This is a genomic window from Tistrella sp. (assembly GCF_002684955.1).
Lineage (GTDB): Bacteria > Pseudomonadota > Alphaproteobacteria > Tistrellales > Tistrellaceae > Tistrella > Tistrella mobilis.
Genome location: NZ_NYWI01000071.1, coordinates 218,334 through 238,397, shown reverse-complemented (window position 1 = coordinate 238,397; position 20,064 = coordinate 218,334). Strand labels below are relative to the sequence as shown.

Annotated in this window: 19 protein-coding genes; 6 read left to right on the top strand and 13 right to left on the bottom strand. The window is 68.9% G+C overall.

The window, feature by feature from the left end:
- Window positions 1-31: 31 nt before the first annotated feature.
- The 4 genes from ispG to CMO28_RS22655 all read right to left on the bottom strand — a co-directional run bounded on the left by ispG (window position 32) and on the right by CMO28_RS22655 (window position 6,483).
- Window positions 32-1,171, bottom strand: coding sequence for a flavodoxin-dependent (E)-4-hydroxy-3-methylbut-2-enyl-diphosphate synthase (gene ispG / locus CMO28_RS22670; RefSeq protein ID WP_296717384.1), 1,140 nt, complete (start codon window positions 1,169-1,171; stop codon window positions 32-34).
- A gap of 142 nt (window positions 1,172-1,313) precedes the next feature.
- Window positions 1,314-2,528, bottom strand: coding sequence for a helix-turn-helix domain-containing protein (locus tag CMO28_RS22665; RefSeq protein WP_296717383.1), 1,215 nt, complete (start codon window positions 2,526-2,528; stop codon window positions 1,314-1,316).
- A 271-nt stretch (window positions 2,529-2,799) separates the two neighbouring features.
- Complete coding sequence (gene ptsP, locus CMO28_RS22660) at window positions 2,800-5,070, bottom strand: phosphoenolpyruvate--protein phosphotransferase (protein ID WP_296717381.1); 2,271 nt, start codon at window positions 5,068-5,070, stop codon at window positions 2,800-2,802.
- A gap of 192 nt (window positions 5,071-5,262) precedes the next feature.
- The gene (locus CMO28_RS22655; RefSeq protein ID WP_296717379.1) at window positions 5,263-6,483 is read right to left on the bottom strand and encodes an aspartate kinase; all 1,221 of its coding nucleotides are present in this window, start codon (window positions 6,481-6,483) and stop codon (window positions 5,263-5,265) included.
- Between the two features lie 220 nt (window positions 6,484-6,703).
- Between CMO28_RS22655 and ubiG the strand changes: the two genes are divergently transcribed.
- Window positions 6,704-7,456 (top strand): bifunctional 2-polyprenyl-6-hydroxyphenol methylase/3-demethylubiquinol 3-O-methyltransferase UbiG, encoded by a 753-nt coding sequence (ubiG, locus tag CMO28_RS22650; protein ID WP_041604786.1) that lies wholly within the window; start codon window positions 6,704-6,706, stop codon window positions 7,454-7,456.
- Window positions 7,457-7,476: 20 nt separating this feature from the next.
- Here ubiG and CMO28_RS22645 read toward each other — a convergent pair whose 3' ends face one another.
- Genes CMO28_RS22645 through CMO28_RS22635 form a run of 3 tightly spaced genes read right to left on the bottom strand, consistent with a single transcriptional unit; the run spans window position 7,477 to window position 10,647 of the window.
- Window positions 7,477-8,577 carry an ABC transporter substrate-binding protein gene (locus CMO28_RS22645; protein WP_296717375.1) on the bottom strand — a complete coding sequence of 367 codons (1,101 nt, stop codon included), beginning with the start codon at window positions 8,575-8,577 and terminating at the stop codon, window positions 7,477-7,479.
- Window positions 8,574-9,962, bottom strand: coding sequence for a sensor histidine kinase (locus tag CMO28_RS22640; protein WP_296717372.1), 1,389 nt, complete (start codon window positions 9,960-9,962; stop codon window positions 8,574-8,576). Before CMO28_RS22640 ends, CMO28_RS22645 begins: the two co-directional genes overlap by 4 nt.
- 10 nt (window positions 9,963-9,972) lie before the next feature.
- Window positions 9,973-10,647: a response regulator transcription factor gene (locus CMO28_RS22635; protein WP_296717369.1), complete on the bottom strand. Its 675-nt coding sequence runs from the start codon at window positions 10,645-10,647 to the stop codon at window positions 9,973-9,975.
- A gap of 306 nt (window positions 10,648-10,953) precedes the next feature.
- Here CMO28_RS22635 and CMO28_RS22630 point away from each other — a divergent pair, with 306 nt between their 5' ends.
- The 3 genes from CMO28_RS22630 to CMO28_RS22620 are packed head-to-tail and all read left to right on the top strand — an operon-like array spanning window position 10,954 to window position 13,978.
- Window positions 10,954-11,955, top strand: a complete 1,002-nt coding sequence (locus CMO28_RS22630; protein WP_296717368.1) for a Bug family tripartite tricarboxylate transporter substrate binding protein — start codon at window positions 10,954-10,956, stop codon at window positions 11,953-11,955.
- A gap of 4 nt (window positions 11,956-11,959) precedes the next feature.
- On the top strand, window positions 11,960-12,427 hold the full coding sequence (locus tag CMO28_RS22625) for a tripartite tricarboxylate transporter TctB family protein (RefSeq protein ID WP_296717367.1): 468 nt from the start codon (window positions 11,960-11,962) through the stop codon (window positions 12,425-12,427).
- Between the two features lie 18 nt (window positions 12,428-12,445).
- Window positions 12,446-13,978 (top strand): tripartite tricarboxylate transporter permease, encoded by a 1,533-nt coding sequence (locus CMO28_RS22620; protein ID WP_296717366.1) that lies wholly within the window; start codon window positions 12,446-12,448, stop codon window positions 13,976-13,978.
- A gap of 19 nt (window positions 13,979-13,997) precedes the next feature.
- On the opposite strand, the gene CMO28_RS22615 is transcribed toward CMO28_RS22620, so the two are convergent.
- The 3 genes from CMO28_RS22615 to CMO28_RS22605 form a co-directional block, all read right to left on the bottom strand.
- On the bottom strand, window positions 13,998-14,498 hold the full coding sequence (locus CMO28_RS22615) for a DUF1178 family protein (RefSeq protein WP_296717365.1): 501 nt from the start codon (window positions 14,496-14,498) through the stop codon (window positions 13,998-14,000).
- A 56-nt stretch (window positions 14,499-14,554) separates the two neighbouring features.
- The gene (locus CMO28_RS22610) at window positions 14,555-15,730 is read right to left on the bottom strand and encodes an MFS transporter (RefSeq protein WP_322111403.1); all 1,176 of its coding nucleotides are present in this window, start codon (window positions 15,728-15,730) and stop codon (window positions 14,555-14,557) included.
- Between the two features lie 144 nt (window positions 15,731-15,874).
- Complete coding sequence (locus tag CMO28_RS22605; protein ID WP_062768121.1) at window positions 15,875-16,759, bottom strand: LysR family transcriptional regulator; 885 nt, start codon at window positions 16,757-16,759, stop codon at window positions 15,875-15,877.
- A 101-nt stretch (window positions 16,760-16,860) separates the two neighbouring features.
- Here CMO28_RS22605 and CMO28_RS22600 point away from each other — a divergent pair, with 101 nt between their 5' ends.
- Window positions 16,861-17,268 (top strand): CidA/LrgA family protein, encoded by a 408-nt coding sequence (locus tag CMO28_RS22600; RefSeq protein ID WP_062768117.1) that lies wholly within the window; start codon window positions 16,861-16,863, stop codon window positions 17,266-17,268.
- On the top strand, window positions 17,255-17,956 hold the full coding sequence (locus CMO28_RS22595) for an LrgB family protein (protein ID WP_062768114.1): 702 nt from the start codon (window positions 17,255-17,257) through the stop codon (window positions 17,954-17,956). Before CMO28_RS22600 ends, CMO28_RS22595 begins: the two co-directional genes overlap by 14 nt.
- A gap of 24 nt (window positions 17,957-17,980) precedes the next feature.
- Here CMO28_RS22595 and CMO28_RS22590 read toward each other — a convergent pair whose 3' ends face one another.
- The 3 genes from CMO28_RS22590 to CMO28_RS22580 form a co-directional block, all read right to left on the bottom strand.
- Window positions 17,981-18,811: a carbon-nitrogen hydrolase family protein gene (locus CMO28_RS22590; protein ID WP_296717363.1), complete on the bottom strand. Its 831-nt coding sequence runs from the start codon at window positions 18,809-18,811 to the stop codon at window positions 17,981-17,983.
- A complete protein-coding gene (grxC, locus tag CMO28_RS22585) occupies window positions 18,808-19,068 on the bottom strand; it encodes a glutaredoxin 3 (protein WP_014743878.1) in 261 nt (86 codons plus the stop codon). The genes CMO28_RS22590 and grxC overlap by 4 nt, the downstream gene beginning before the upstream one ends.
- A 103-nt stretch (window positions 19,069-19,171) precedes the next feature.
- A complete protein-coding gene (locus tag CMO28_RS22580) occupies window positions 19,172-20,032 on the bottom strand; it encodes a ComF family protein (protein WP_296717362.1) in 861 nt (286 codons plus the stop codon).
- Between the last annotated feature and the right edge of the window lie 32 nt (window positions 20,033-20,064).

Here is a 20,064-nt window from a genome sequence, read left to right as displayed (position 1 = left end):
TCCGGGAAGGAAAGGTGCAGGGTCGCCGGGGTCAGCCCTCGGCCGCGACCTTCCGCTTCAGCGTGGTCATGGCGGTGTCACCGGCGGCGATCGCCGCGGCGCGGGCCTCGACCAGTTCGACGATATGGTCGATCAACCGGTCATCGCCGACCTTATGGTCGGGTGCGCCGTTGATATAGACCAGATGATGGCCGCCGCCGCCGGTGACGCCTATCTCGGTTTCGCGCGCCTCGCCCGGGCCATTGACCACACAGCCGATCACCGACAGCGAGATCGGCACGGTGATGTGGCCCAGCCGGTCTTCCAGCTTTGCGACCGTGTCGATCACCTGGAAGCGCTGCCGGGCGCAGGAGGGGCAGGACACGATGGTCACCCCGCGCCGGCGCAGCCCCAGGCTCTTCAGGATGTCGTAGCCGACCTTCACCTCTTCGACCGGATCGGCCGAGAGCGAGACCCGGATGGTGTCGCCGATGCCCGACCAGAGCAGCATGCCGAGGCCGATCGAGGATTTGACCGTACCGGAGCGAAGACCACCCGCCTCGGTGATGCCCAGATGCAGCGGGTAGTCGCAGGCCTCCGCCAGGCCCTGATAGGCCGCGACCGCCAGGAAGACGTCGGAGGCCTTCACGCTGATCTTGGTTTCGAAAAAGTCGTTCTCTTCAAGGATGCGGATGTGGTTGAGCGCGCTTTCGACCATCGCCTCGGGGCAGGGCTCGCCATAGCGCTCCAGCAGTTCCCGCTCCAGGCTGCCGGCATTGACGCCGATGCGGATCGAACAGCCGTGATCCTTCGCCGCCTTCACCACCTCGCGCACGCGGGTGGCCGAGCCGATATTGCCGGGGTTGATGCGCAGGCACGCCGCCCCCGCCTCGGCCGCCTCGATGGCGCGGCGATAGTGGAAATGGATGTCGGCAACGATCGGCACCGGGCTGCCGGCCACGATCTGCTTCAGCGCCGCGGTCGAGTCTTCGTCGGGGCAGGACACCCGCACGATATCGGCACCGGCCTCTGCCGCGCGACGGATCTGATCGAGCGTGCCTTCCACATCCGGGGTCTGGGTGTTGGTCATGGTCTGCACCGAAATCGGTGCGTCACCGCCGACCTCGACCGGACCGACCCGGATCTTGCGGCTCTGGCGCCGCTCGATATGGCGATAAGCTCTGACGGTCATGATGGCTTCCGTCGCTGATCATGGCCCGCGGACGGCAGATCGGCCGCGGATGCCGGACGTTGAAGGACTTATCAGCCGCGGCCATGGCCGGCAAGCCTCATGGAGCCGGGCCAGGGCGGCGGCGGAGATACAGCCGCCCCTCTCAGCCCGCCGCGGCCTGCAGCGCCTGCCGGTCGAGGACGATATTGCGCTTCACGACACCCGCCGCCCCGAGCGGCGGCAGGGTACGGCCGTCGACCTGGATCTCGATGCCGCCGGCATTGCCGGTGATCATGCTGGCGCCGACCGCGTCGGGCGGAAGGTCGTAGGTCTCGCCGGCCCGCAGGATGCGGCTGAACACGGTGCCACCACCGGGCGCACGGATCTGCAGCCAGCTGTCGGCGGTGGCGACGATACGAATGCCACTGCCCGAGGCCGGCGCCGCGGGTGCCGGCGTCGACGCGGCCGGGGCGGCAGGCGCCTGAGCTGCCGGAGCCTGAGCTGCCGGAGCCTGAGCTGCCGGAGCCTGGGCCGCAGGAGACGACGCAGACGGGGCCGATGCAGAAGGCGCCTGGGCAGTCGCAGTCGGCGCAGCCGCCGGGGCCGGCGCTGCGGGGGCCGATGTCGTTGGTGCCTGAGCGGTGGGTGCCGAGGTCGTGGGTGCCGGGGCCGTTGATGACGGGGCTGCCGGCGACGAGGTGACCGGTGCCGCCGCCGAGGATGCGGCATCGGCGGCCTCGGCTTCGTCGGTCTGGCGATCGGTCACCTCGGCAGCGGCGCGGTCGTCGGCCGTGGTGGCCGTCTGCCCGGCCGTCGTGCCGGCGCCGACCTGGGCGGCATCACGCCCCTCGCCGCCCGACTGGAGCAGATAGGCCGGCACCTCGGCGACGGTGTCGGCGATCTGGTTCGGGGTCTCGCCGAAATACCGCCAGCCGCCATAGGCGATCACGGCCAGCACGACGGCGACCACGATCACCGTGAAGCGCGGCATCTGGCCTTCTTCGGCCGGCGTCGGAAAATCGAGCGTGTTGGTCTGGGGCACATGCTGCCCCTCGGCCTTGTAGCGACGCAGCAACTCGGGCACATCCAGGCCGAGGAAGGCCCCGTAAGAGCGCAGGAAGCCCATCACATAGGCAGGCGCCGGCAGCTCGGCATAGCGGCCTTCCTCCAGCGCCTCGAGATAGAGGCGGCGGATGCGCAGCTGGTCGGCGACCTGGGCGATGTCGTGCCCCTGGCGCAGGCGCTCGCGTTTCAACAGCGCGCCGACACCGGCATAGTCGCCGGACCCGCCGGTAGGGCCGCCACCGGACCCTCCGGCCTCTCCGGCGTTCACGTCGTAGAGGTGCAGGCGGCTGCTGTTGGACGTTTGGCGCGCCATCGGCTGTCTCGATCGCTCCGGTCGCAGGGTCAGGATGCGGGCGGCACCCGCGTGAGTTTCAAGGTGGGGCAGGGGCAGGCAGCCGTCAATGCGGACATCATCGCCGCCGGCCCGGCCGGATGGCGGTGCGCAGCGGACGCCCCCTGTCTTTTTTGCGGTGCCGAATTGCGCCGACCCTACTCCCCGTCGCGCCCGAGTGCAAGGGGAGGGCTGGGATGGCGGGCCCGCCGGCCCGAAGCGCAAGCCTGGGATAAACCAGTGAAAACCGGGCTCAGATCGCGATACCGTGATCGTGGGCAAAGGCCATCAGCCGATCGCGGACCGAATGGTCGGGCAGATCGAGCAGCGTGTCCATATAAGACGCCAGATGGCCCCGATCGAGGCTGCGGACCATCGCCTTCACCGGCCCGATCGCGCCGGCCGGCATCGACATCCGGCGGAACCCCAGGCCGATCAGCGCCATCGCCTCCAGCGGCCGGCTGGCCATTTCGCCGCACAGCGACAGCTCCACATCGGCCCGGGCGCAGGCATCGACCAGATTGCGCAGGAAGCCCAGCACCGCAGGCGACAGCAGGTCGTAGCGGTCGGCCAGCTCCGGATTGCCGCGGTCGCAGGCGAAGAAGAACTGCAGCAGGTCGTTGGAGCCGACCGAAATGAAATCCACCCGCTCCAGCAGCGGTTTCAGCTGCCAGGCCAGCGCCGGCACTTCCAGCATCGTCCCCACCCGCACCTGCGACGGCAGGCTCTGGTGCTGGCGGCGGGCCCGCGCCACTTCCATCTGCACCAGCCGACGGGCGGCATCGAATTCGGCCACCTCGGCGACCATCGGAAACATGATGTTCAGCTGCCGGCCGGCGCTCGCCATCAGCAGGGCCCGCACCTGGCGGCGCAGCATCGCCGGCCGGTCGAGCGTCAGGCGCAGCGAACGCCAGCCCATCGCCGGGTTTTCTTCCGGGCGGTGGTTGAAATAGGGCAGCTGCTTGTCCGAGCCGACATCGAGGGTCCGGAAATAGACCGGCTTCTCTCCCGACTGGTCGAGCACGCGGGCATAAAGATCCGCCTGCGCCGCGACATCGGGGATCTGCGAGCGCACCATGAAGAACAATTCGGTGCGGTAGAGACCGATTCCCTCGGCGCCGCTTTCCCCCAGCATGCCCATATCGGCCAGCAGACCCGCATTCATCAGCAGGTTGACCCGCACATCGTCACGGGTGATCGACGGCATGTGGCGCAGGGCGGCGAATGCGGCCTTGCGTTCTGCCCGGGCGGCCAGCGTCAGCTGCACCGCATCGACCACATCCTCGCCCGGCCGGATGATCAGCTGGTTGTTGTCGGCATCGACGATCACCGGGTCACCGGGTGTGATGCGGCTCAACGCCCCGTCCACCCGGCCCAGAACCGGAATGTCGAGCGCCCGGGCCACGATCGCCACATGCGCGGTGGCCGAGCCTTCCTCCAGCACGAGCCCGCGCAGGCGGGTGCGGTCGTAGTCGAGCAGCTCCGCCGGCCCCATGGCGCGGGCCACGACCACCATGTCGTCGGGCAGCTCGCGGGTCTGGGGCTCGGGCTCGCCGTTCAGCAGGCCGAGCAGCCGGCCGGCGATGTCTTCAAGGTCCAGCACCCGCTCGCGCAGATACGGGTCGCCCGAGGCATTCAGCCGGACACGCATGTCGTCGAGCGTGCGCTTGACCGCGGCCTCGGCCGTCAGGCCGTTGCGGATGGCGTCGTTGATTTTCGAGATCCAGCCCCGGTCATGGGCAAACATCCGATAGGTCTCGAGCACCTCGCGATGCTCGCCGCCGATGGCGATGTCCGGCCGGGCCAGCATGCGGTCGACCGAGGCCCTGAGCCGCTCCAGCGCCTCGGCAAGCCGCTCGGCCTCGACCTCGGGGTCTTCGGCCACCAGCTGGCGGACCTCGATCGCCTGGCGATGCAGCACCGCAATGCCCATGGCGACGCCATCGGCCAGCCGCACGCCTTCGGCGCGCTGCGGCAGCGTGGCATTGCCCTCGGCTTCCAGGAATTCCGACGGGTTGACCAGATCGCCGGCGCCGATCAGCTCGGCCAGGACCATGGCGACGGTCTGGAGGGCTTCGAGCTCCTCCTCGGCATAATTGCGCCGGGTGCGGTTCTGCACCACCAGCACGCCCACCACCCGGCCGGAGCGCAGGATCGGCACGCCCATCAGGGAGTGGTAGATCTCTTCGCCGGTCTCGGGCCGGTAGGCGAAATCGGGATGCGACTGCGCATCGGAGAGCGAGAGTGCGCTCGCCTGGGCAGCGATATGGCCGACCAGGCCCTCACCCACCCGCAGCCGGGTCTTGTGGACGGCTTCGGGATTGAGACCTTCGGTCGCGAAGAGTTCGAGCACGTCGCCGGCGCGGCGGACGTAGATCGAGCACACCTCGGCGACCATGTCGGCGGCAATGACCAGCACGACCTGGTTGAGACGGGACTGCGCGGTCCCGGGCGCGGCCATGACGTCGCGCAGCCGCCTGAGCAGGCGGCGCGGTCCCGGGATGGCCGACGCCGGCGCGCTCATGTTCCGTCCGCGCGGGTCAGGCGGTGACGTCCGAGGGTCGCGCGCCGCCGGGCCGGGGCCGGATGGCGCACGGAGATCCGTGATGCGCCATCGTCCCGGCCGGCATCATGCACTCCCGCGGGCGAGGTGCCGCGGTGCCAGATATGGTCAAGCCTTGGGCGACCCGTCGTCCCGGGCCGCACAGCCGGCCGATCAAGCGGCATCCAGACCGTACTCCGCATGCAGGGCGCGCACCGCCAGCTCGGTGTACTCCTCGGCCACCAGCACGCTGATTTTGATCTCGGAGGTCGAGATCACCATGATGTTGATGCCCTTGCGCGCCAGCGCGTCGAACATCTGCGAGGCGATGCCGGCATGGCTGCGCATGCCGACGCCGATCGCCGAAACCTTGGCCACATTGGGGTCGCTGTCGACGCGCTCGCAACCGATCTCGGCCCGGGCCTCGTCCAGCACCTTCAGCGCCCGCTCCATATCGGCCTTGCCGACCGTGAAGGTCAGGTCGGTCGCCCGGCCGTCTTCCGACACGTTCTGGACGATGATGTCGACATTGACACCGGCCTTGGCAAGCGGGCCAAAGACATGTGCCGCAATGCCCGGATGGTCGGGCACACGCACCAGGGTGATCTTGGCCTCATCGCGGCTGTACGCGATGCCGCTCACCAGCTTCTGTTCCATGATCTCGTCCTCGTCAACGACCAGGGTGCCGGGCGCGTCCGAGAAGGTGGAGCGAACCTGTACGCGTACACCATGCTTCATGGCCATCTCGACCGAGCGGGTCTGCAGGACCTTCGCTCCGAGGGAGGCCATTTCCAGCATTTCCTCGAACGTGATCTTATCAAGCTTCCGCGCCTTCGCAACGATGCGCGGATCAGTTGTGTAGACGCCGTCGACATCGGTGTAGATGTCGCAGCGGTCAGCCTTGAGGGCCGCAGCCAGCGCCACGGCCGAGGTGTCGGAGCCGCCACGGCCGAGCGTGGTGATACGGCCGGTGGGCGAAACGCCCTGGAAACCGGCAACCACCGGCACTTCGCCACGGCCCATGCGGGCGATCAGCTCGCCGCCCTCGATCGCCTCGATCCGGGCGCGGCCATGGGCATCGTCGGTGCGGATCGGGATCTGCCAGCCCAGCCACGACCGGGCATGGACGCCGATCGCCTGAAGGGCGATCGACAGCAGGCCCACGGTCACCTGCTCGCCCGAGGCGACCACGGTGTCGTATTCGCGGGCATCGTGGACCAGATCGGCCTCACGGCACCAGGCAACCAGCTGGTTGGTCGTCCCGGCCATCGCCGAGACCACCACGGCCACCTCGTTGCCGGCATCCACCTCGGATTTGACGCGCCTGGCGACATTCTTGATCCGCTCGATGTCGCCGACCGAAGTGCCGCCGAACTTCATCACGATGCGCGCCATGTGGGTCCGCTCCGTCGTGTCGGCCGATCCCGCCGGGCAAGGCAAGGGACCAGGGCCGTTTTCTGGTGTGAGGGCCGTTTTTTCGGGCCGTTTCCGCGAATGCCGCCGCCGTCAAGCCCTTGTCGCTTGCAGGGCGCATATTCATACTCTCCCCTGCCGGGCCGTGCAAGGATGCGCACCGGTGATCCAGCCGATGCCGAGCCCGAGGAAAATTCAGGTCATGACCCCTGCCCCCGCCACCGGAACCGTCGACGCCCGCGAGATCGACACCTTCACCCGGATGGCGGAGGAATGGTGGGATCCGTCCGGGCCCTTCGCGCCGCTCCACGCGCTCAACCCGGCCCGGATCGGCTATATCCGGGACACGGTGTGCAAGACGCTTGGCCGGCCGGTCGACGGCATGCGCCCGCTCGACGGGCTTGCCATCATCGATATCGGCTGCGGCGGCGGCCTGGTCTCGGAACCGCTGGCACGGCTGGGCGCGGCGGTGACCGGTCTCGATGCCGGGGCACGCAACATCGCGGTCGCCTCCGCCCATGCCGCCGATGCCGGGCTCGACATCACCTACCGTGCGGCCGCGGTCGAGGATCTGGTCGCCGCCGGCGAGACCGAGGCCTTCGACGTGGTGCTTACGCTCGAAATCGTCGAGCATGTCGCCGATCCGGACCTCTTCCTCACCAGCGCCGCCCGGCTGCTCAAGCCCGGCGGCGTGCTGATCGCCTCGACGCTCAACCGCACGCCCAAGAGCTTCCTGGGCGCGATCGTGGCGGCGGAATACGTGCTGCGCTGGGTGCCGCGCGGCACCCATGACTGGCGCAAATTCCTGCGCCCATCTGAACTCGCCCGCGGCCTGCGCAATGCCGGGCTCAGGCCGTTCGAGGCGGTAGGACTGAACCGGGATCCGGCCGCCGGCTGGCAGGTCGGCGGTTCGCTCGGCATCAACTATTTCATCGCCGCCCGCAAGCCGGGCTGAAATCACGATCGCGGTCGGGATCATGGCGCGGGCGGCACCCCCATCTCCACCATCGACCGGCTCCAGTCGCGGATGAAGCGGCGGCGTTGGGCCGCATCCTGAACCGCAAGCAGGGCCGGGCCGATCCGGATCGGCCGGGCGATGCCGCCATCATCCAGCGCCCGCGGACCGGCGACGCCCGCGGGCATCGCGCCGGTTTCCGAGAAAAAGAAGGCCTCGTTCCGCACCACATCCTGGCCGCGCGCCGACAGCAGGTAGTCGAGGAAGCGCCGGGCGAGATCCGGCCGCGCCCCATGGGCGGGGATGAGCGCGCCGCGCGCCAGCACCAGCGCGTAATCCGCCGGCACCACCACCCGGAGCGCCGGGTCGGTTCGGGCTGCGGCATAGGCGTAGGAGCCGAGCATGTTGTAGCCGATCAGCAGCCGGCCCGCCGCCACCTCGGCCACCACTTCCGATGTGCAGCAGCGCACCACCGCCGAGGCGCGGCCCAGGCTTTCCAGCAGCCGGCCGAAAATCGTCGTGGTCTGGCGGGCGTCGTTGAAGGCGAAGAGATAGCCGATGCCAGAGACCCGGATGTCGTAGGTACCGACGCGGCCGGCATAACGGTCGATCCGGCGGCGCAGAAGATCGGCCAGTTCGACATGGGTGTGCGGCACCTCTGCCTCCGGCACCAGCCGGGCGTTGTAGACGAAGACCGCAGGCTCGATCGAGAAGCCGAAGACCTCGTTGCGCCAGTTGGCCCAGTCGGGCACCCGCTCGGTCTCGGACGAGAGATGGGCCAGCGCGCAGCCGTCATTGGCGAGCTTCAGCAACTGGTCGACCGAGGGCGAGATCAGCAGATCTCCCAGCGGTTCGCCGGCCGTACAGGCCGCGATCGCCGCAGCCTGAAGGTTGTTGCTGACATATTCGATATAATCGACCGTCACACCGGGATTGCGGGCCTGAAAGTCCCGGATCAGCGGCCCCATCGCCGCCACATCCGTCGCCGCATGAATGACCAGCCGGTCGGTCTCGACCGTCGGGGCGGCGAAGACCACCGTCTCGCCTTCAAGGGCCGCCGCCGGTGCGGCCGCCAGCAGAGCCCATGCCAGCGCGACGATCGCGGACATCCGGCGGATCATGCCTGCCCTCCCCTGGCCGCCAGCTGCGGCAGGGCCGCAACCACCACGAAACCACCCGCCTCAAGCCGGCGGAAACCAAGCTCTCCGCCATGGGCCGCCATCACCTCGGCGGCGATGGCGAAGCCGAGGCCGGTACCGCCATCGCCGGCGCGGGTGGTGGCGAAGCGCTGGAGCATATGCGGCCAGTCCTCCGCCGGGATGCCCGGGCCGTCATCCTCCACCTCGATCATCGCCCGGCCGTCGCGGACCACCACCCGCACCTCCAGCCGCGAGACGACACCATGGGTCAGGGCGTTGTCGATGCAATTGGCGATCGCCTCGCGCAGGCTGACCGGATCGCCCAGCACCATCACCGGGCCCTGGGGCGCGTCGAAGGAGACGAGCGTGTCGTGATCGATGGTGATCGGGATCGCCGAGCGGAAGGCCCGCCGGGCGACATCGACCAGATCGACCGCCTTCAGCTGCACCACATCGGCCCGATGAATGACCATGGCATGGCTCAGCAGCTGATTGGTCAGCCGCGACAGCTCGCGCAGCCGGTCCTGCACCCGGGCGAGATGCCGGCGCCCGTCCTCTCCCGCGACCGCAGGCTCCAGCAGGTCCAGCTGGGCCGAGAGCGCCGTTAAGGGGGTGCGGATCTGATGGGCGGCATCGGCGATGAAGCGCTGCAACCCGCCCACCCGCTGATCCAGCCGTCCCATGAAATGGTTGATCGAGCCGACGAAGGGCGCGAGTTCGCGCGGCACCTCGGGCGAGAGTGGCGTCAGGTCATGGGGGTCGCGCCGGCCCAGCGCCTCGCCCATGCCCCGCACGGGGCGGAGCGCGTAGCGGATGGCAAGCATCGTTCCGGCCACCGCCACCGCCGCCATCACCACCACCAGCCCGACCACCCGGAGCGTGAGTTCACGGGCGAGGTCCCGGCGGGCCCGCTCGGTCTGTGCCACGACCACCCGCGCCGTGCCGTTGATGGCGGGGTCGGTGAGGCGACGCGCGGCCACCGCCATCCGCACCGCTTCCCCGCCATGGCGGCCGCCGGTGACCAGAGGCTGATCACCCATCCCCCCGGCAGCCCCCGGCGGAACCGCCAGATCGTCATATCCGGTCAGCGTGCGGCCGGCGGTGTCGATCACCCGATAGAAGATCCGGTCCTGGCCCGCCAGCCCCAGCAATTCGAAGGCCGAAACCGGCAGGGAGACGGTAAGCTCACCCTCTTCCACCGCCAGGCTCTCGGTCATCTGCAGCACGGCGCCGACCAGCAGCCGGTCATAGGCATCGTCGGCCGCCGCCCGGGCATAATACCAGGCGGCCGTGACCAGAATGACCGCACCGGCTGCAACCAGAACACCGATGCGCAGCATCAGTCTGGATGCGAGAGAGGGGCGCATCTCCCCCGTCTCAGACCAGGTCATCGGTCACCAGCTGATAGCCGGCCCCCCGCACGGTTACGATCCGCACCTTCGCCCCCTCCAGCTTCTTGCGCAGCCGGCCGACATACAGCTCGATCGCGTTCGGGTTCGCCCCTTCGCCGAAGCCGAACAGCTGGTCGAGCAGTTCGTCCTTGCCGAAGACCCGCCCGGGCCGGGCGGCGAAGAGTTCGAGCAGGGTCATCTCCCGGCGCTTGAGCGGGATTTCGCGGGTGCCGAGCCGCACCTGACGGGCGGCCCGGTCGATGATCACATCACCGCAGGTGAGCAGATTGGTCGCCTCGCCCGCCGTGCGGCGCATCAGCACCCGGGCCCGGGCCTCGAGTTCCCGAAAGTCGAAGGGCTTCACCAGATAGTCGTCGGCGCCGAGGTCGAGCCCGCCCACCCGGTCCTCCACCTCGGATCGCGCGGTCAGCAGCAGCACCGGCGTGGTGTTCCCGGCCCGCCGCAGCCGCCGCAGGATCTCGAAGCCGTCGAGCCCGGGCAGCATCACATCCAGGATCACCAGCGCGTAGTCGGTGAAGTCCAGGATCTCGGCCGCCGCCGTGCCGTCCGTCTCCCAGTCGACGCTGTGGCCGATCGCCTCGAACCGCCGGCAGATCGCCTCGCCGACATCGTGAGTATCCTCCACCAGCAGGATGCGCATGGGCATTCCCTTCCCGCGAGAACTGTCGACCCGTTTCAGGATCTCCGGTGTCAGACAGGATCCTGACAGTTTCGCCCGCCATCATGCAGGACAATCCGCAGAGACGGATCCGTCAGAAGATGAAGGGGAGGATATCATGTTGCCCGACGCGGCAAAGACCTAGTTTTCCCAAAAAACATCAATCAAAGCATCTGCAGCCCCGCAATTATCGGAGCTGCATTTGCCCCTGCATGTCTTGATCTCTTCACGACCGTGGAGAGTAACGGGCCCTCCTTGCCAGAAATCCGGACAATCGGAGACCAGAAGATGCCCCGCAACACCCCGCGCCGCCAGATCACCACCCTGCTGCCCCTTCTTGGGCTCGGCCTCGCCATCACCGCCACGACCCTGGCCCCGCCGGCCATGGCCGCACCGGACCGGCCGGAATGTCTGGCCGGCGCCAAGCCGGGTGGCGGGTTCGATCTCACCTGCCGGCTGATCGCCAATGCGATGCTGCAGACGAAGCTGATCTCGCAGCCGATGATCGTGACCTATATGGAAGGCGGCGTCGGCGCCGTGGCCTACAACCATGTGATCGGCAAGCGCGCCACCGACGCCAATCTGGTCTCGGCCGCATCCTCGGGCTCGGCCCTGCTGCTGGCCCAGGGTAAGTTCGGCCGCTATGACGAAACCGCCGTGCGGTGGGTGGGCGCGCTCGGCGCCGATTACGGCGTGCTCGTGGTGGCCGCCGACTCGCCCTATCAGACCCTGGCCGAACTGATCGCCGCCTATGCCAAGGATCCGACGAAGTTCCCGGTCGCCGGTGGCGGCGCGGTTGGCTCGCAGGACTGGATGAAGGGCGTGATGCTGGCCAAGGCAGCCGGCCATCCGGCCCGGGACATGCGCTATGTGGCGCTGGAGGGCGGCGGCGCGGTGCTCACGGCGCTTGAAGGCGGCCATGTGGCCATCGGTGCCGGCGATGCGGCCGAGATGGCCCGCCATCATGCGGCGGGCAAGGTGCGCATCCTGGCGGTGATGGCACCGGAACGCCTGCCGGGGGACCTGGCCGGGGTACCGACGGCGCGCGAACAGGGCATCGACATCGAATGGCCGGTCTGGCGCGGCTACTATATCGGCCACGACGTGTCGGACGACGACTATCGCTGGTGGGTGGACCAGTTCGCGGCCCTGTCGAAGACCCCCGAATTCGAAGCGGAACGCACCGCCCGCGGGCTCTACCCCTTTACCCTGCTGGGCGCGGATTTCGAGAAGAAGGTTCAGGCCGACGTCGCCCGCTTCAAGCAGATCGCCGCTGAAGCCGGGATGTGAGGCCATGAGCGGCTCAACCGGTTCCGGCCGCGGCCACCTGCCCACCGGCAGGGTCGCTGCGGCCTGCCTTTTTCTCCTCGCCGTCGCCTATGGCCTGATCGGCGCGCGGATCGACTATGCCTTCGCCTCCGATCCGCTGGGGCCCAGGGTCTTCCCCGTCGCCCTCGCCATCGCGCTTGCCGTCCTTGCCCTGCTGTTCGCGCGCCGGCCCGAAGGTGCCGAGGAGCTGCCGAAAGGGGCCCTGCTCGGCCGCACGCTGGCCATTCCGACGCTGGCGGTTGCATCCGTCCTGCTGATGGAGCCGCTGGGCTTCCCGGTCGCGATCTTCGTCCTGACCGCCGGCGTCGCCCGCGTCTTCGGCGCCGGATGGGTCAGAGCGGCCTTCGGTGGCGTGCTGCATGCCGCCCTCTGGTGGGCGGTGTTCGTAGCCGCACTCGAGGTCTATCTGCCGACCGGCGCCATCTTCGGCTGAGAGGGGAGTTCATCACCCATGTCCTTCGATTATCTCTGGGACGGGTTCTCGGTCGCGCTCAGCCTCCAGAACCTGCTGATCGGCCTGATCGGCTGCTTTCTCGGCACCATGATCGGCGCCCTGCCGGCGATCGGCCCGATCAACGGCATCGCCCTGCTGCTGCCCATCGCCTACACCATGGGCCTGCCGCCCGAGAGCACCATGATCCTGCTCGCCGCCATCTATTGCGGCGCCGAGTATGGCGGACGGATCTCCTCGATCCTGCTCAACGTGCCGGGGGATGCCGGCGCGGTGATGACGGCGCTCGACGGCTATCCCATGGCCCGCCAGGGCCGTGCCGGCGAGGCGCTGATGTTGAGCGGCCTCGCCTCGTTCACCGGCGGCATCATCGGGGCGACCGGCCTTGCCCTGTTCGCACCGGTCCTGGCCGGTCTCGCCACCGGCTTCGGCCCGGCGGAGTATTTCGTGCTGATGGTCTTCGCCTTCGCGACCCTGGGCTCGATGATGGGCGCCCGGCCGGTGAAGACCCTGATCGGCTGCGTGCTCGGCCTGATGCTGGCGACCATCGGGCTGGATGCCACCTCGGGCGCCTATCGTTTCACCTTCGGCGAGCCGGAACTCGGCGACGGCATCGAATTCGTCGTCCTCGTGATCGGCCTGTTCTCGATCTCGGAAGCGCTGATCCTGCTGGAGAAACAGGCGGCCGGCGCGGAAATTATCCGCGGCCTGGGGCGGATGACTGCGCGGCTTTCCGACATCCGTCGCGGCATCGGCACGGCGCTGCGCTCCAGCGGCATCGGCTTCGTGGTCGGCGTGCTGCCGGGTACCGGCGCCTCGGTGTCCAGCGCCATCGCCTATATGACCGAAAAGCGGATCTCGGACCGCGAGGGCAGTTTCGGCAAGGGCGATCCGCGCGGACTGGTGGCACCGGAAGCCGCCAACAACGCCACCTCCTGCGGCGCCTTCGTGCCCATGCTGACACTGGGCGTGCCCGGATCCGGCACGACGGCGGTGATGCTGGGGGCGCTGATGCTCTACAACATCCAGCCCGGCCCGACGCTGATGACCGACCGGCCGGAAATCGTCGGCGGGCTCATCGCCTCGCTCTTCATCGGCAACATCCTGCTGCTGGCCCTGAACCTGCCGCTGGTCCGGATCTTCACCCGGGTGCTGACGGTGCCCAACTGGGTGCTGGTGCCGGGCATTCTGGTGCTGTCGATCGTGGGCGTCTACTCCACCCACGCCTCCGCCTTCTCGGTGCTGCTGATGCTGGGCATCGGCATGGCCGGCTGGCTGCTGCGCAAGACCGGCTTCGACATGGCGCCGATCATCCTGGGCTTCGTGCTCGGCCGGGTGATGGAGGTGAACCTGCGCAATGCGCTCGCCATCAGCGGCGGCGATATCGGCATCCTGTTCGAGAGCACCATCTCGATCGTGCTCTGGATCGCGGCCGCCCTGGTCGCGGTGCTACCGCTGGTGCTGGGCCGGCGGCTGAAGCGGGCGACGGCGCCGACCGTGGAAGCCTCGGGCGCAGACGGACGGCCGGCATGATATTGGCCGACAAAAGTCGTCAGCCGTCCTCGCGCGGCAGCCAGGGGATGGCGGCAAAGGGAACGCCATCCTCGCGCAGGCTTTCCGCCTCGGCCTCGGTGGTCTGGCCGTAGATCGGGCGGGCAGGGGTCTCGCCCAGATGCATGCTGCGAGCCTCTTCGGCGAAGCGGTCGCCAACGAAGTCGCAATTCGCCTCCACCTCTCGGCGGATCTCGCGCAGCCGCTTCATCACCTCGCCCTGAACGGCCATCAGCCGCTCGGTGGCCGGATCGGCCGGGGCAGGCGGCTGTGCCGGCGGCACCTCTGCCGCAGCCGTCGGCACCGGCACAGGCGCGGCCTCGTCGCGGGCGTGCGAGCGCACATTGAGCCGGGGGGCCATCAATGCCTTCTCGACCTTCTGATCACCGCAGACCGGGCAGGCGACTTCACCCGCCGCGGCCTGGGCCGTGAAGGTGTCGCTGTCCCTGAACCAGGCCTCGAAACGATGGCCCGCGCTGCATTTTAGGTCGAAGACGATCATGCCGCCGATCCGCTCTCCCGCTCTCCCGGCCCCGCAGATTGCAGGGCCGTTGCGATTTAGATGGCACGAGCGGGGTCCTCAGGCAAGAGCGGCATACGGTCCAGGCGGTGCGACACCGCCGCAAGCCCCATGCCGGCCGCAGCCAGCCCCACCCCGATCCAGGGGATCTGGGCATAGGGCAGGCCATGAGTGATGGCGACGCCCCCGGCCCAGGCGCCGATGGCATTGCCCAGATTGAAGGCGCCCTGGTTGAGGGTGGAGGCCAGGTTGGGGGCGCCGCGCGCCTCGTTCACCACCCGCATCTGCAGCGGCGAAACCAGCGCGAAGGCCACCGCCCCCCACAGGATGACGCAGATCACGGCCGGCACGACAGCATGGACGCCGATGGTGAACGTACCGAGCACCGCCATCACGGCGGCGAAGAGGCCGATCACCGCCGGCATCAGCCGCCAGTCGCCCAACCGGCCGCCGATCAGATTACCGACCGTCAGCCCCACGCCCAGCAGCAGCAGGACGATGGTGACCCGGCCCGGCGCGATGCCGGTCACGTCCTGGAGCATGGGGACGATATAGGTGAAGACGCTGAACAGGCTGGCGGAGGCAAGCACGCTGATCGCCATCGCCAGCAGCACCTGCGCGCGGCCGAGGCTGCGCAACTCCCCCAGGAAACCGGCCGAGCCGATGCGCAGCCCCCGCGGCAGCCAGGCCCAAAGGCCGGCCGCCGCAAAGACCCCGATCGCGACCACCGCCCAGAAGGTCGCGCGCCAGCCCAACGCCTGCCCCAGCGCCGTACCGAAAGGCACCCCCAGGACATTGGCGAGGGTAAGGCCCGAGAACATGATTGCGATCGCCTGCGCCCGCTTCTCGGGTGCCACCACCTGGGCCGCGACCACGGCACCCAGGCCGAAGAAGGCACCATGGCAGAAGGCCGTCACCACCCGCGCCGCCATCAGCAGCGCATAATCGGGCGCGATCGCGCAGAGCAGATTGCCCAGAATGAAGATGCCGATCAGCAGCAGCAGCGCCGTGCGCCGCTCCAGCCGCGCGGTCGAAATCGCCAGCACCGGCGCTCCGAAAGTCACGCCCAGGGCATAGCCGGTCACCAGCAGCCCGGCAGCCGGAATGTCGACCCCCAGATCACGGGCGACATCGGGCAGCAGGCCCATGATGACGAATTCGGTGGTGCCGATGCCGAAAGACGCGATCGCCAGCGCGATCAGGGGCGGCGGCAGGGACAGGCGGCGGGCCATAGGCTTTGGTCTTCCTGTGGGTCTGGGGCGGCTTGTCGCCTGCACCCGGGCCGTTCACAGTGCGCCGCAGCAAGGCCGGTTTAAAATGAATTGTTTGAATATGACCCATGCCCGGCCGGCATGCTGTCAGCCGTGGCCGTGGACCTCGCGGGTCAGCGCCAGCCAGGCCCGCGCCGCATGGGAGAGATAGCCGCCACGGCGCCAGATCAGGGCCATGTGCCACTGCGCTTCCGGATCGTCGAGCGGCACCAGACGCACCGCCGCATGACGGCGCTGCTCGGCGATCATCCGCGGCAGGAAGGCGATGCCGAGGCCAGCCGCCGCCAGTTCGACGATGAAATCGATCTGGCCACTGCGCGCGGCGATGTTGGGGCGGAAGCCATGGCGACGGCAGGCATCCAGAATGATCTTGTTCAGCGCAAAGCCGCTTTCGAACAGGATCAGCGGGTGCTCGGCCAGCATGGACAGGTCGATCCTGGGCGCCTCGGCCAGTGGATGGTCGAGGGCGAGCAGCGCCGTCAGGGGCTCGGCGCGGATGGCCTGCCAGTCGAATTCTTCCGAGACCGGCAGCAGGGACGCCGCCATGTCGACCTCACCCGCCAGCAGCACCTCTTCCAGCCGCTTGCTGCCATGCTCCACAAGCCCGATGTCGATGCCCGGATAACGGCTGCGGAAGATTGCGAAGAGCGGCGCGAACAGCGTGGCGGAGCCGAGCGGCGGCAGCCCCAGACGGAGCGTGCCGCGCTTCAGCCCGCGCAGCTCGTCCAGTTCGGCGATCATGTCGTCGCGTTCGGCCAGCATCGACAGGGCGCGGCGATAGACGATCCGCCCGGCCTCGGTCAGCTCGCTGCGATGGCCGACCCGGTCGAGCAGCGGCGTGCCCAGATCGTCCTCCAGCTGCCTGACCGCCTTGCTGATGGTCGGCTGGGTGGTGTTCACGACCTTGGCCGCCTGGGAGAAACCTCCCTGGCGGACCACCTCGACGAATGCTCTGAGCGTGCGCAGTTCCATGGGCATTCCTTATACGCATCTTTAAGATGCAATCAATTCATTTTCGCCATGCCGCAATGCAGCATAGACTGTCCCTCGTAAACCCATGGAGGGTCCGTCCCATGCGCCGCCAGCGTCTCGCCGCCGCCATCCGTCATACGCTCCACCGCAACCGCCTGGTGCAGATCACGCTGCTGGCCGGTTTCTGGGCCGTGGGCGAGACTGCGGTGCGCCAACTGGCGCTGCCGGTGCCGGGCGGCATTCTGGGCATGGCCGCGGTGCTGGTTCTGCTCGCCACCCATCGCATCCGGCCCGACAGCCTGGGCCGGGGCGCAAAATGGCTGCTGGCCGAGATGCTGCTGTTCTTCGTGCCCGCGGTGATGGCCGTGCTCGACCATCACGAATTCCTGGGCACGCTGGGCCTGAAGCTGCTGGCCGTGATCATGACCGGCACGCTGATGGTGATGGTGTCGACGGCGCTGACCGTCGAACTCTTCTTTCGCCTGAGGACGCGCCATGACCCTGCCTGAGGATCCGGCGACCCTGCTCTTCTGGCCGGCCGCCACCATCGCCTTCTATATCGGCGCCCGCGCCCTGAACCGCATCCGGCCGCGCTGGTGGAGTTCGCCACTGCTGGTCACCCCCGCCCTGCTGATCCTGCTCGCCACCATCATGCAGGCGGGATATGGCGACTACAACCGCGGCAGCCACTGGCTGACGATCATGGTCGGCCCTGCCACCGTGGCCTTCGCCCTGCCGATCTGGGAACGGCGGGCCGTGATCCGCCGCTACTGGCCGATCCTGACGCTGGGCGTGGTCATCGGCAGTGGGATCGCCATGGCCAGCGCCTGGGGCATGGCCCATCTGCTGGGCCTGTCGGACCAGCTGGCGCGCAGCCTGATGCCGCGCTCGGTGACCATGCCCTTCGCCATGGCGGTGTCCGACGATATCGGCGGCCTGCCCGATCTGACGGCAGTCTTCGTGATCCTGACCGGCGTCTGTGGTGCCGCCATCGGCGAGATCATGCTGACCTGGCTGCCGCTCCGCTCCAGCCTTGCCCGCGGTGCGCTGTTCGGCATGGGCGCCCATGGCGCCGGCGTCGCCAAGGCACATCAGATCGGCACCGAGGAAGGCTCGATCGCCGGCCTGGTGATGGTGCTGGCAGGATTGTTCAACGTGCTGATGGCACCGGTGCTGGCGGCGATGCTCGCCGCCTGACCACTCGCTGACGCCGGCCCCGGGTCAGGGGCCGGTGAAGCTGCGCCGGTTGGCAAGCGAGGGCACTTTGCTCCGCGCCGCCGTCACCGCATCGGTATCCAGATCGGCCAGGATCACGCCTTCGCTCTCCCCATCGGCCTCTGCCACCACCTCGCCCCAGGGCGAGACGATCAGGCTGTGACCATAGGTACGGCGGCCGGGATAATGCTCGCCCGCCTGGGCAGGGGCCATCACCCAGCAGCCGGTCTCGATCGCCCGTGCCCGCATCAGCGCATGCCAATGGGCCCGGCCGGTCGGCACCGTGAAGGCCGCAGGAATGGCGAGCACGCTTGCCCCGGCATCGGCCAGCGCCTGATAGAGATGGGGAAAGCGCAGGTCGTAGCAGATGCTGAGCCCCATCCGGCCGGCGGGGGTGTCGATCACCCTGGCCTGATCGCCCGGACGGTAGCGGTCGCTTTCGCGATAGCTCTGGCCGTCGGCCAGATCGCCGACGTCGAAGAGGTGGATCTTGTCATAACGGGCAACGATCACCCCGTTCTGGTCGAAGACCAGCGTCCGGTTGGCGAGCCGGTCGTCGCCTGCGGCCGGTGCGCCGACCGCGATCGATCCGCAATGCAGCCAGATCCCCGCCTCCCGCGCCATGCGCGCAAAGGCCGCCACCGCCGGATGCTCCGCTTCGGCCAGGGCGGCCGCGCGTTGCTCGGGGCCGGGGGCCAGCATTGCCGACATCTCGGGCAGCATCACCAGCCGCGCGCCCTGGCCCGCCGCATCGGCGACGAAACCCGCGATCCGGTCCAGCCCCGCCGCCATGTCTGGCGTTGCCGTGGTCTGGATGCAGGCGACGCGGGTGATCACGCCGCCCCCAGCATCGGATCCAGTTTGCCGGCACGCTCCAGCGCATAAAGATCGTCACAGCCGCCGACATGGGCGCCGTCGATGAAGATCTGCGGCACGCTGGTCCGCCCGCCGGCCTTCTCGGTCATTTCCGCACGGAGCGACCGGTCGCCATAGACGTCGATATCGGTGTAGCTCACGCCCTTCCGCTCCAGCAGCGCCTTGGCGCGCGCGCAATAGGGGCAGATCGGCGTCGAATAGATGATGACCTCGGCCACGATGAACCTCGGATCCCTTCGGCTGGTGGACGGGAAGCCCCGGGCGCAGCGGCGCCCGCGACCATTGGAAACGTTCCAATGATATAGGGAGGATCGCGCCGTCTCAAAGCCTCTCGGATGCCTCTCCCTCGGCCAGCAGCGTTGCAGGATCCACCATGTGTCGGATCCCGTCGCCGGGGGCCGGCACCCGGGCCGCCGCGATGACCACCACAGCGGCGGCCCCGGCACGGATCAGGGCACGGCCGCAAGCCTCGGCGGTGGCGCCGGTGGTCAGCACGTCATCGACCAGCAGCACCCGGGCCCCCGCCAGCCGCGACCGCAAGGCTGTTCCGGCCGGTACCCGCATGGCACCGGCGACGTTGCGGGCCCGTGCCTCGCGCCCCTTGCTGCCCTGGGATGCCGTGAACCGCGCCCGGCGCAGCAGCCTGGGCTCGTGGGCCAGCCCCAGCTCGCCGGCCAGCGCCCGCGCCAGCACGGCGGACTGATTGTCGCGACGCTTCAGCCGTCGACGCCAGTGCAGTGGCACCGGCACCACCAGATCGACCGGGCCCAACCCCCGCGCCACCGGCGCCATCAGCCGGCCCAGCATCGGCGCCAGATGCCCGGCATCGCCGTGCTTCAGCGCCAGCACCAGACGTTTCGAGGTTCCCTCGTAGATCAGCGGCGCCCGGGCCATGGCAAAGGCCGGAGGCTTCGCCGCACAGCCGCCGCAGACGGCCGGGCCGCCCGGATCCGATGGCAGCGGCACGCCGCAGCGGTCACAGACCGGGCCGGTGACGAAGACCAGCCCGGACCAGCAGGCACCGCACAACCCCGGGCGGTCCACCGGTGCACGGCACAACCCGCAGAGCGGCGGCAGGGCCGCATCCAGCAACACCCGCCCGACACCGGCCAGCAGACCGGCCATCCGGCGGACCAGGGCCGCAGCCGGCCGCATGCCGCCATCGACCGCATCCTCGACCACGACGTCACCTCCCCCTGACAATCTGTCGCCAT

Bases quoted from the DNA above. Each gene is read 5' to 3' on its own strand.
- ispG (WP_296717384.1), bottom strand. From the start codon at position 1,171: ATGACCGTCAGAGCTTATCGCCATATCGAGCGGCGCCAGAGCCGCAAG.
- CMO28_RS22665 (WP_296717383.1), bottom strand. From the start codon at position 2,528: ATGGCGCGCCAAACGTCCAACAGCAGCCGCCTGCACCTCTACGACGTG.
- ptsP (WP_296717381.1), bottom strand. From the start codon at position 5,070: ATGAGCGCGCCGGCGTCGGCCATCCCGGGACCGCGCCGCCTGCTCAGG.
- CMO28_RS22655 (WP_296717379.1), bottom strand. From the start codon at position 6,483: ATGGCGCGCATCGTGATGAAGTTCGGCGGCACTTCGGTCGGCGACATC.
- ubiG (WP_041604786.1), top strand. From the start codon at position 6,704: ATGACCCCTGCCCCCGCCACCGGAACCGTCGACGCCCGCGAGATCGAC.
- CMO28_RS22645 (WP_296717375.1), bottom strand. From the start codon at position 8,577: ATGATCCGCCGGATGTCCGCGATCGTCGCGCTGGCATGGGCTCTGCTG.
- CMO28_RS22640 (WP_296717372.1), bottom strand. From the start codon at position 9,962: ATGCGCCCCTCTCTCGCATCCAGACTGATGCTGCGCATCGGTGTTCTG.
- CMO28_RS22635 (WP_296717369.1), bottom strand. From the start codon at position 10,647: ATGCGCATCCTGCTGGTGGAGGATACTCACGATGTCGGCGAGGCGATC.
- CMO28_RS22630 (WP_296717368.1), top strand. From the start codon at position 10,954: ATGCCCCGCAACACCCCGCGCCGCCAGATCACCACCCTGCTGCCCCTT.
- CMO28_RS22625 (WP_296717367.1), top strand. From the start codon at position 11,960: ATGAGCGGCTCAACCGGTTCCGGCCGCGGCCACCTGCCCACCGGCAGG.
- CMO28_RS22620 (WP_296717366.1), top strand. From the start codon at position 12,446: ATGTCCTTCGATTATCTCTGGGACGGGTTCTCGGTCGCGCTCAGCCTC.
- CMO28_RS22615 (WP_296717365.1), bottom strand. From the start codon at position 14,498: ATGATCGTCTTCGACCTAAAATGCAGCGCGGGCCATCGTTTCGAGGCC.
- CMO28_RS22605 (WP_062768121.1), bottom strand. From the start codon at position 16,759: ATGGAACTGCGCACGCTCAGAGCATTCGTCGAGGTGGTCCGCCAGGGA.
- CMO28_RS22600 (WP_062768117.1), top strand. From the start codon at position 16,861: ATGCGCCGCCAGCGTCTCGCCGCCGCCATCCGTCATACGCTCCACCGC.
- CMO28_RS22595 (WP_062768114.1), top strand. From the start codon at position 17,255: ATGACCCTGCCTGAGGATCCGGCGACCCTGCTCTTCTGGCCGGCCGCC.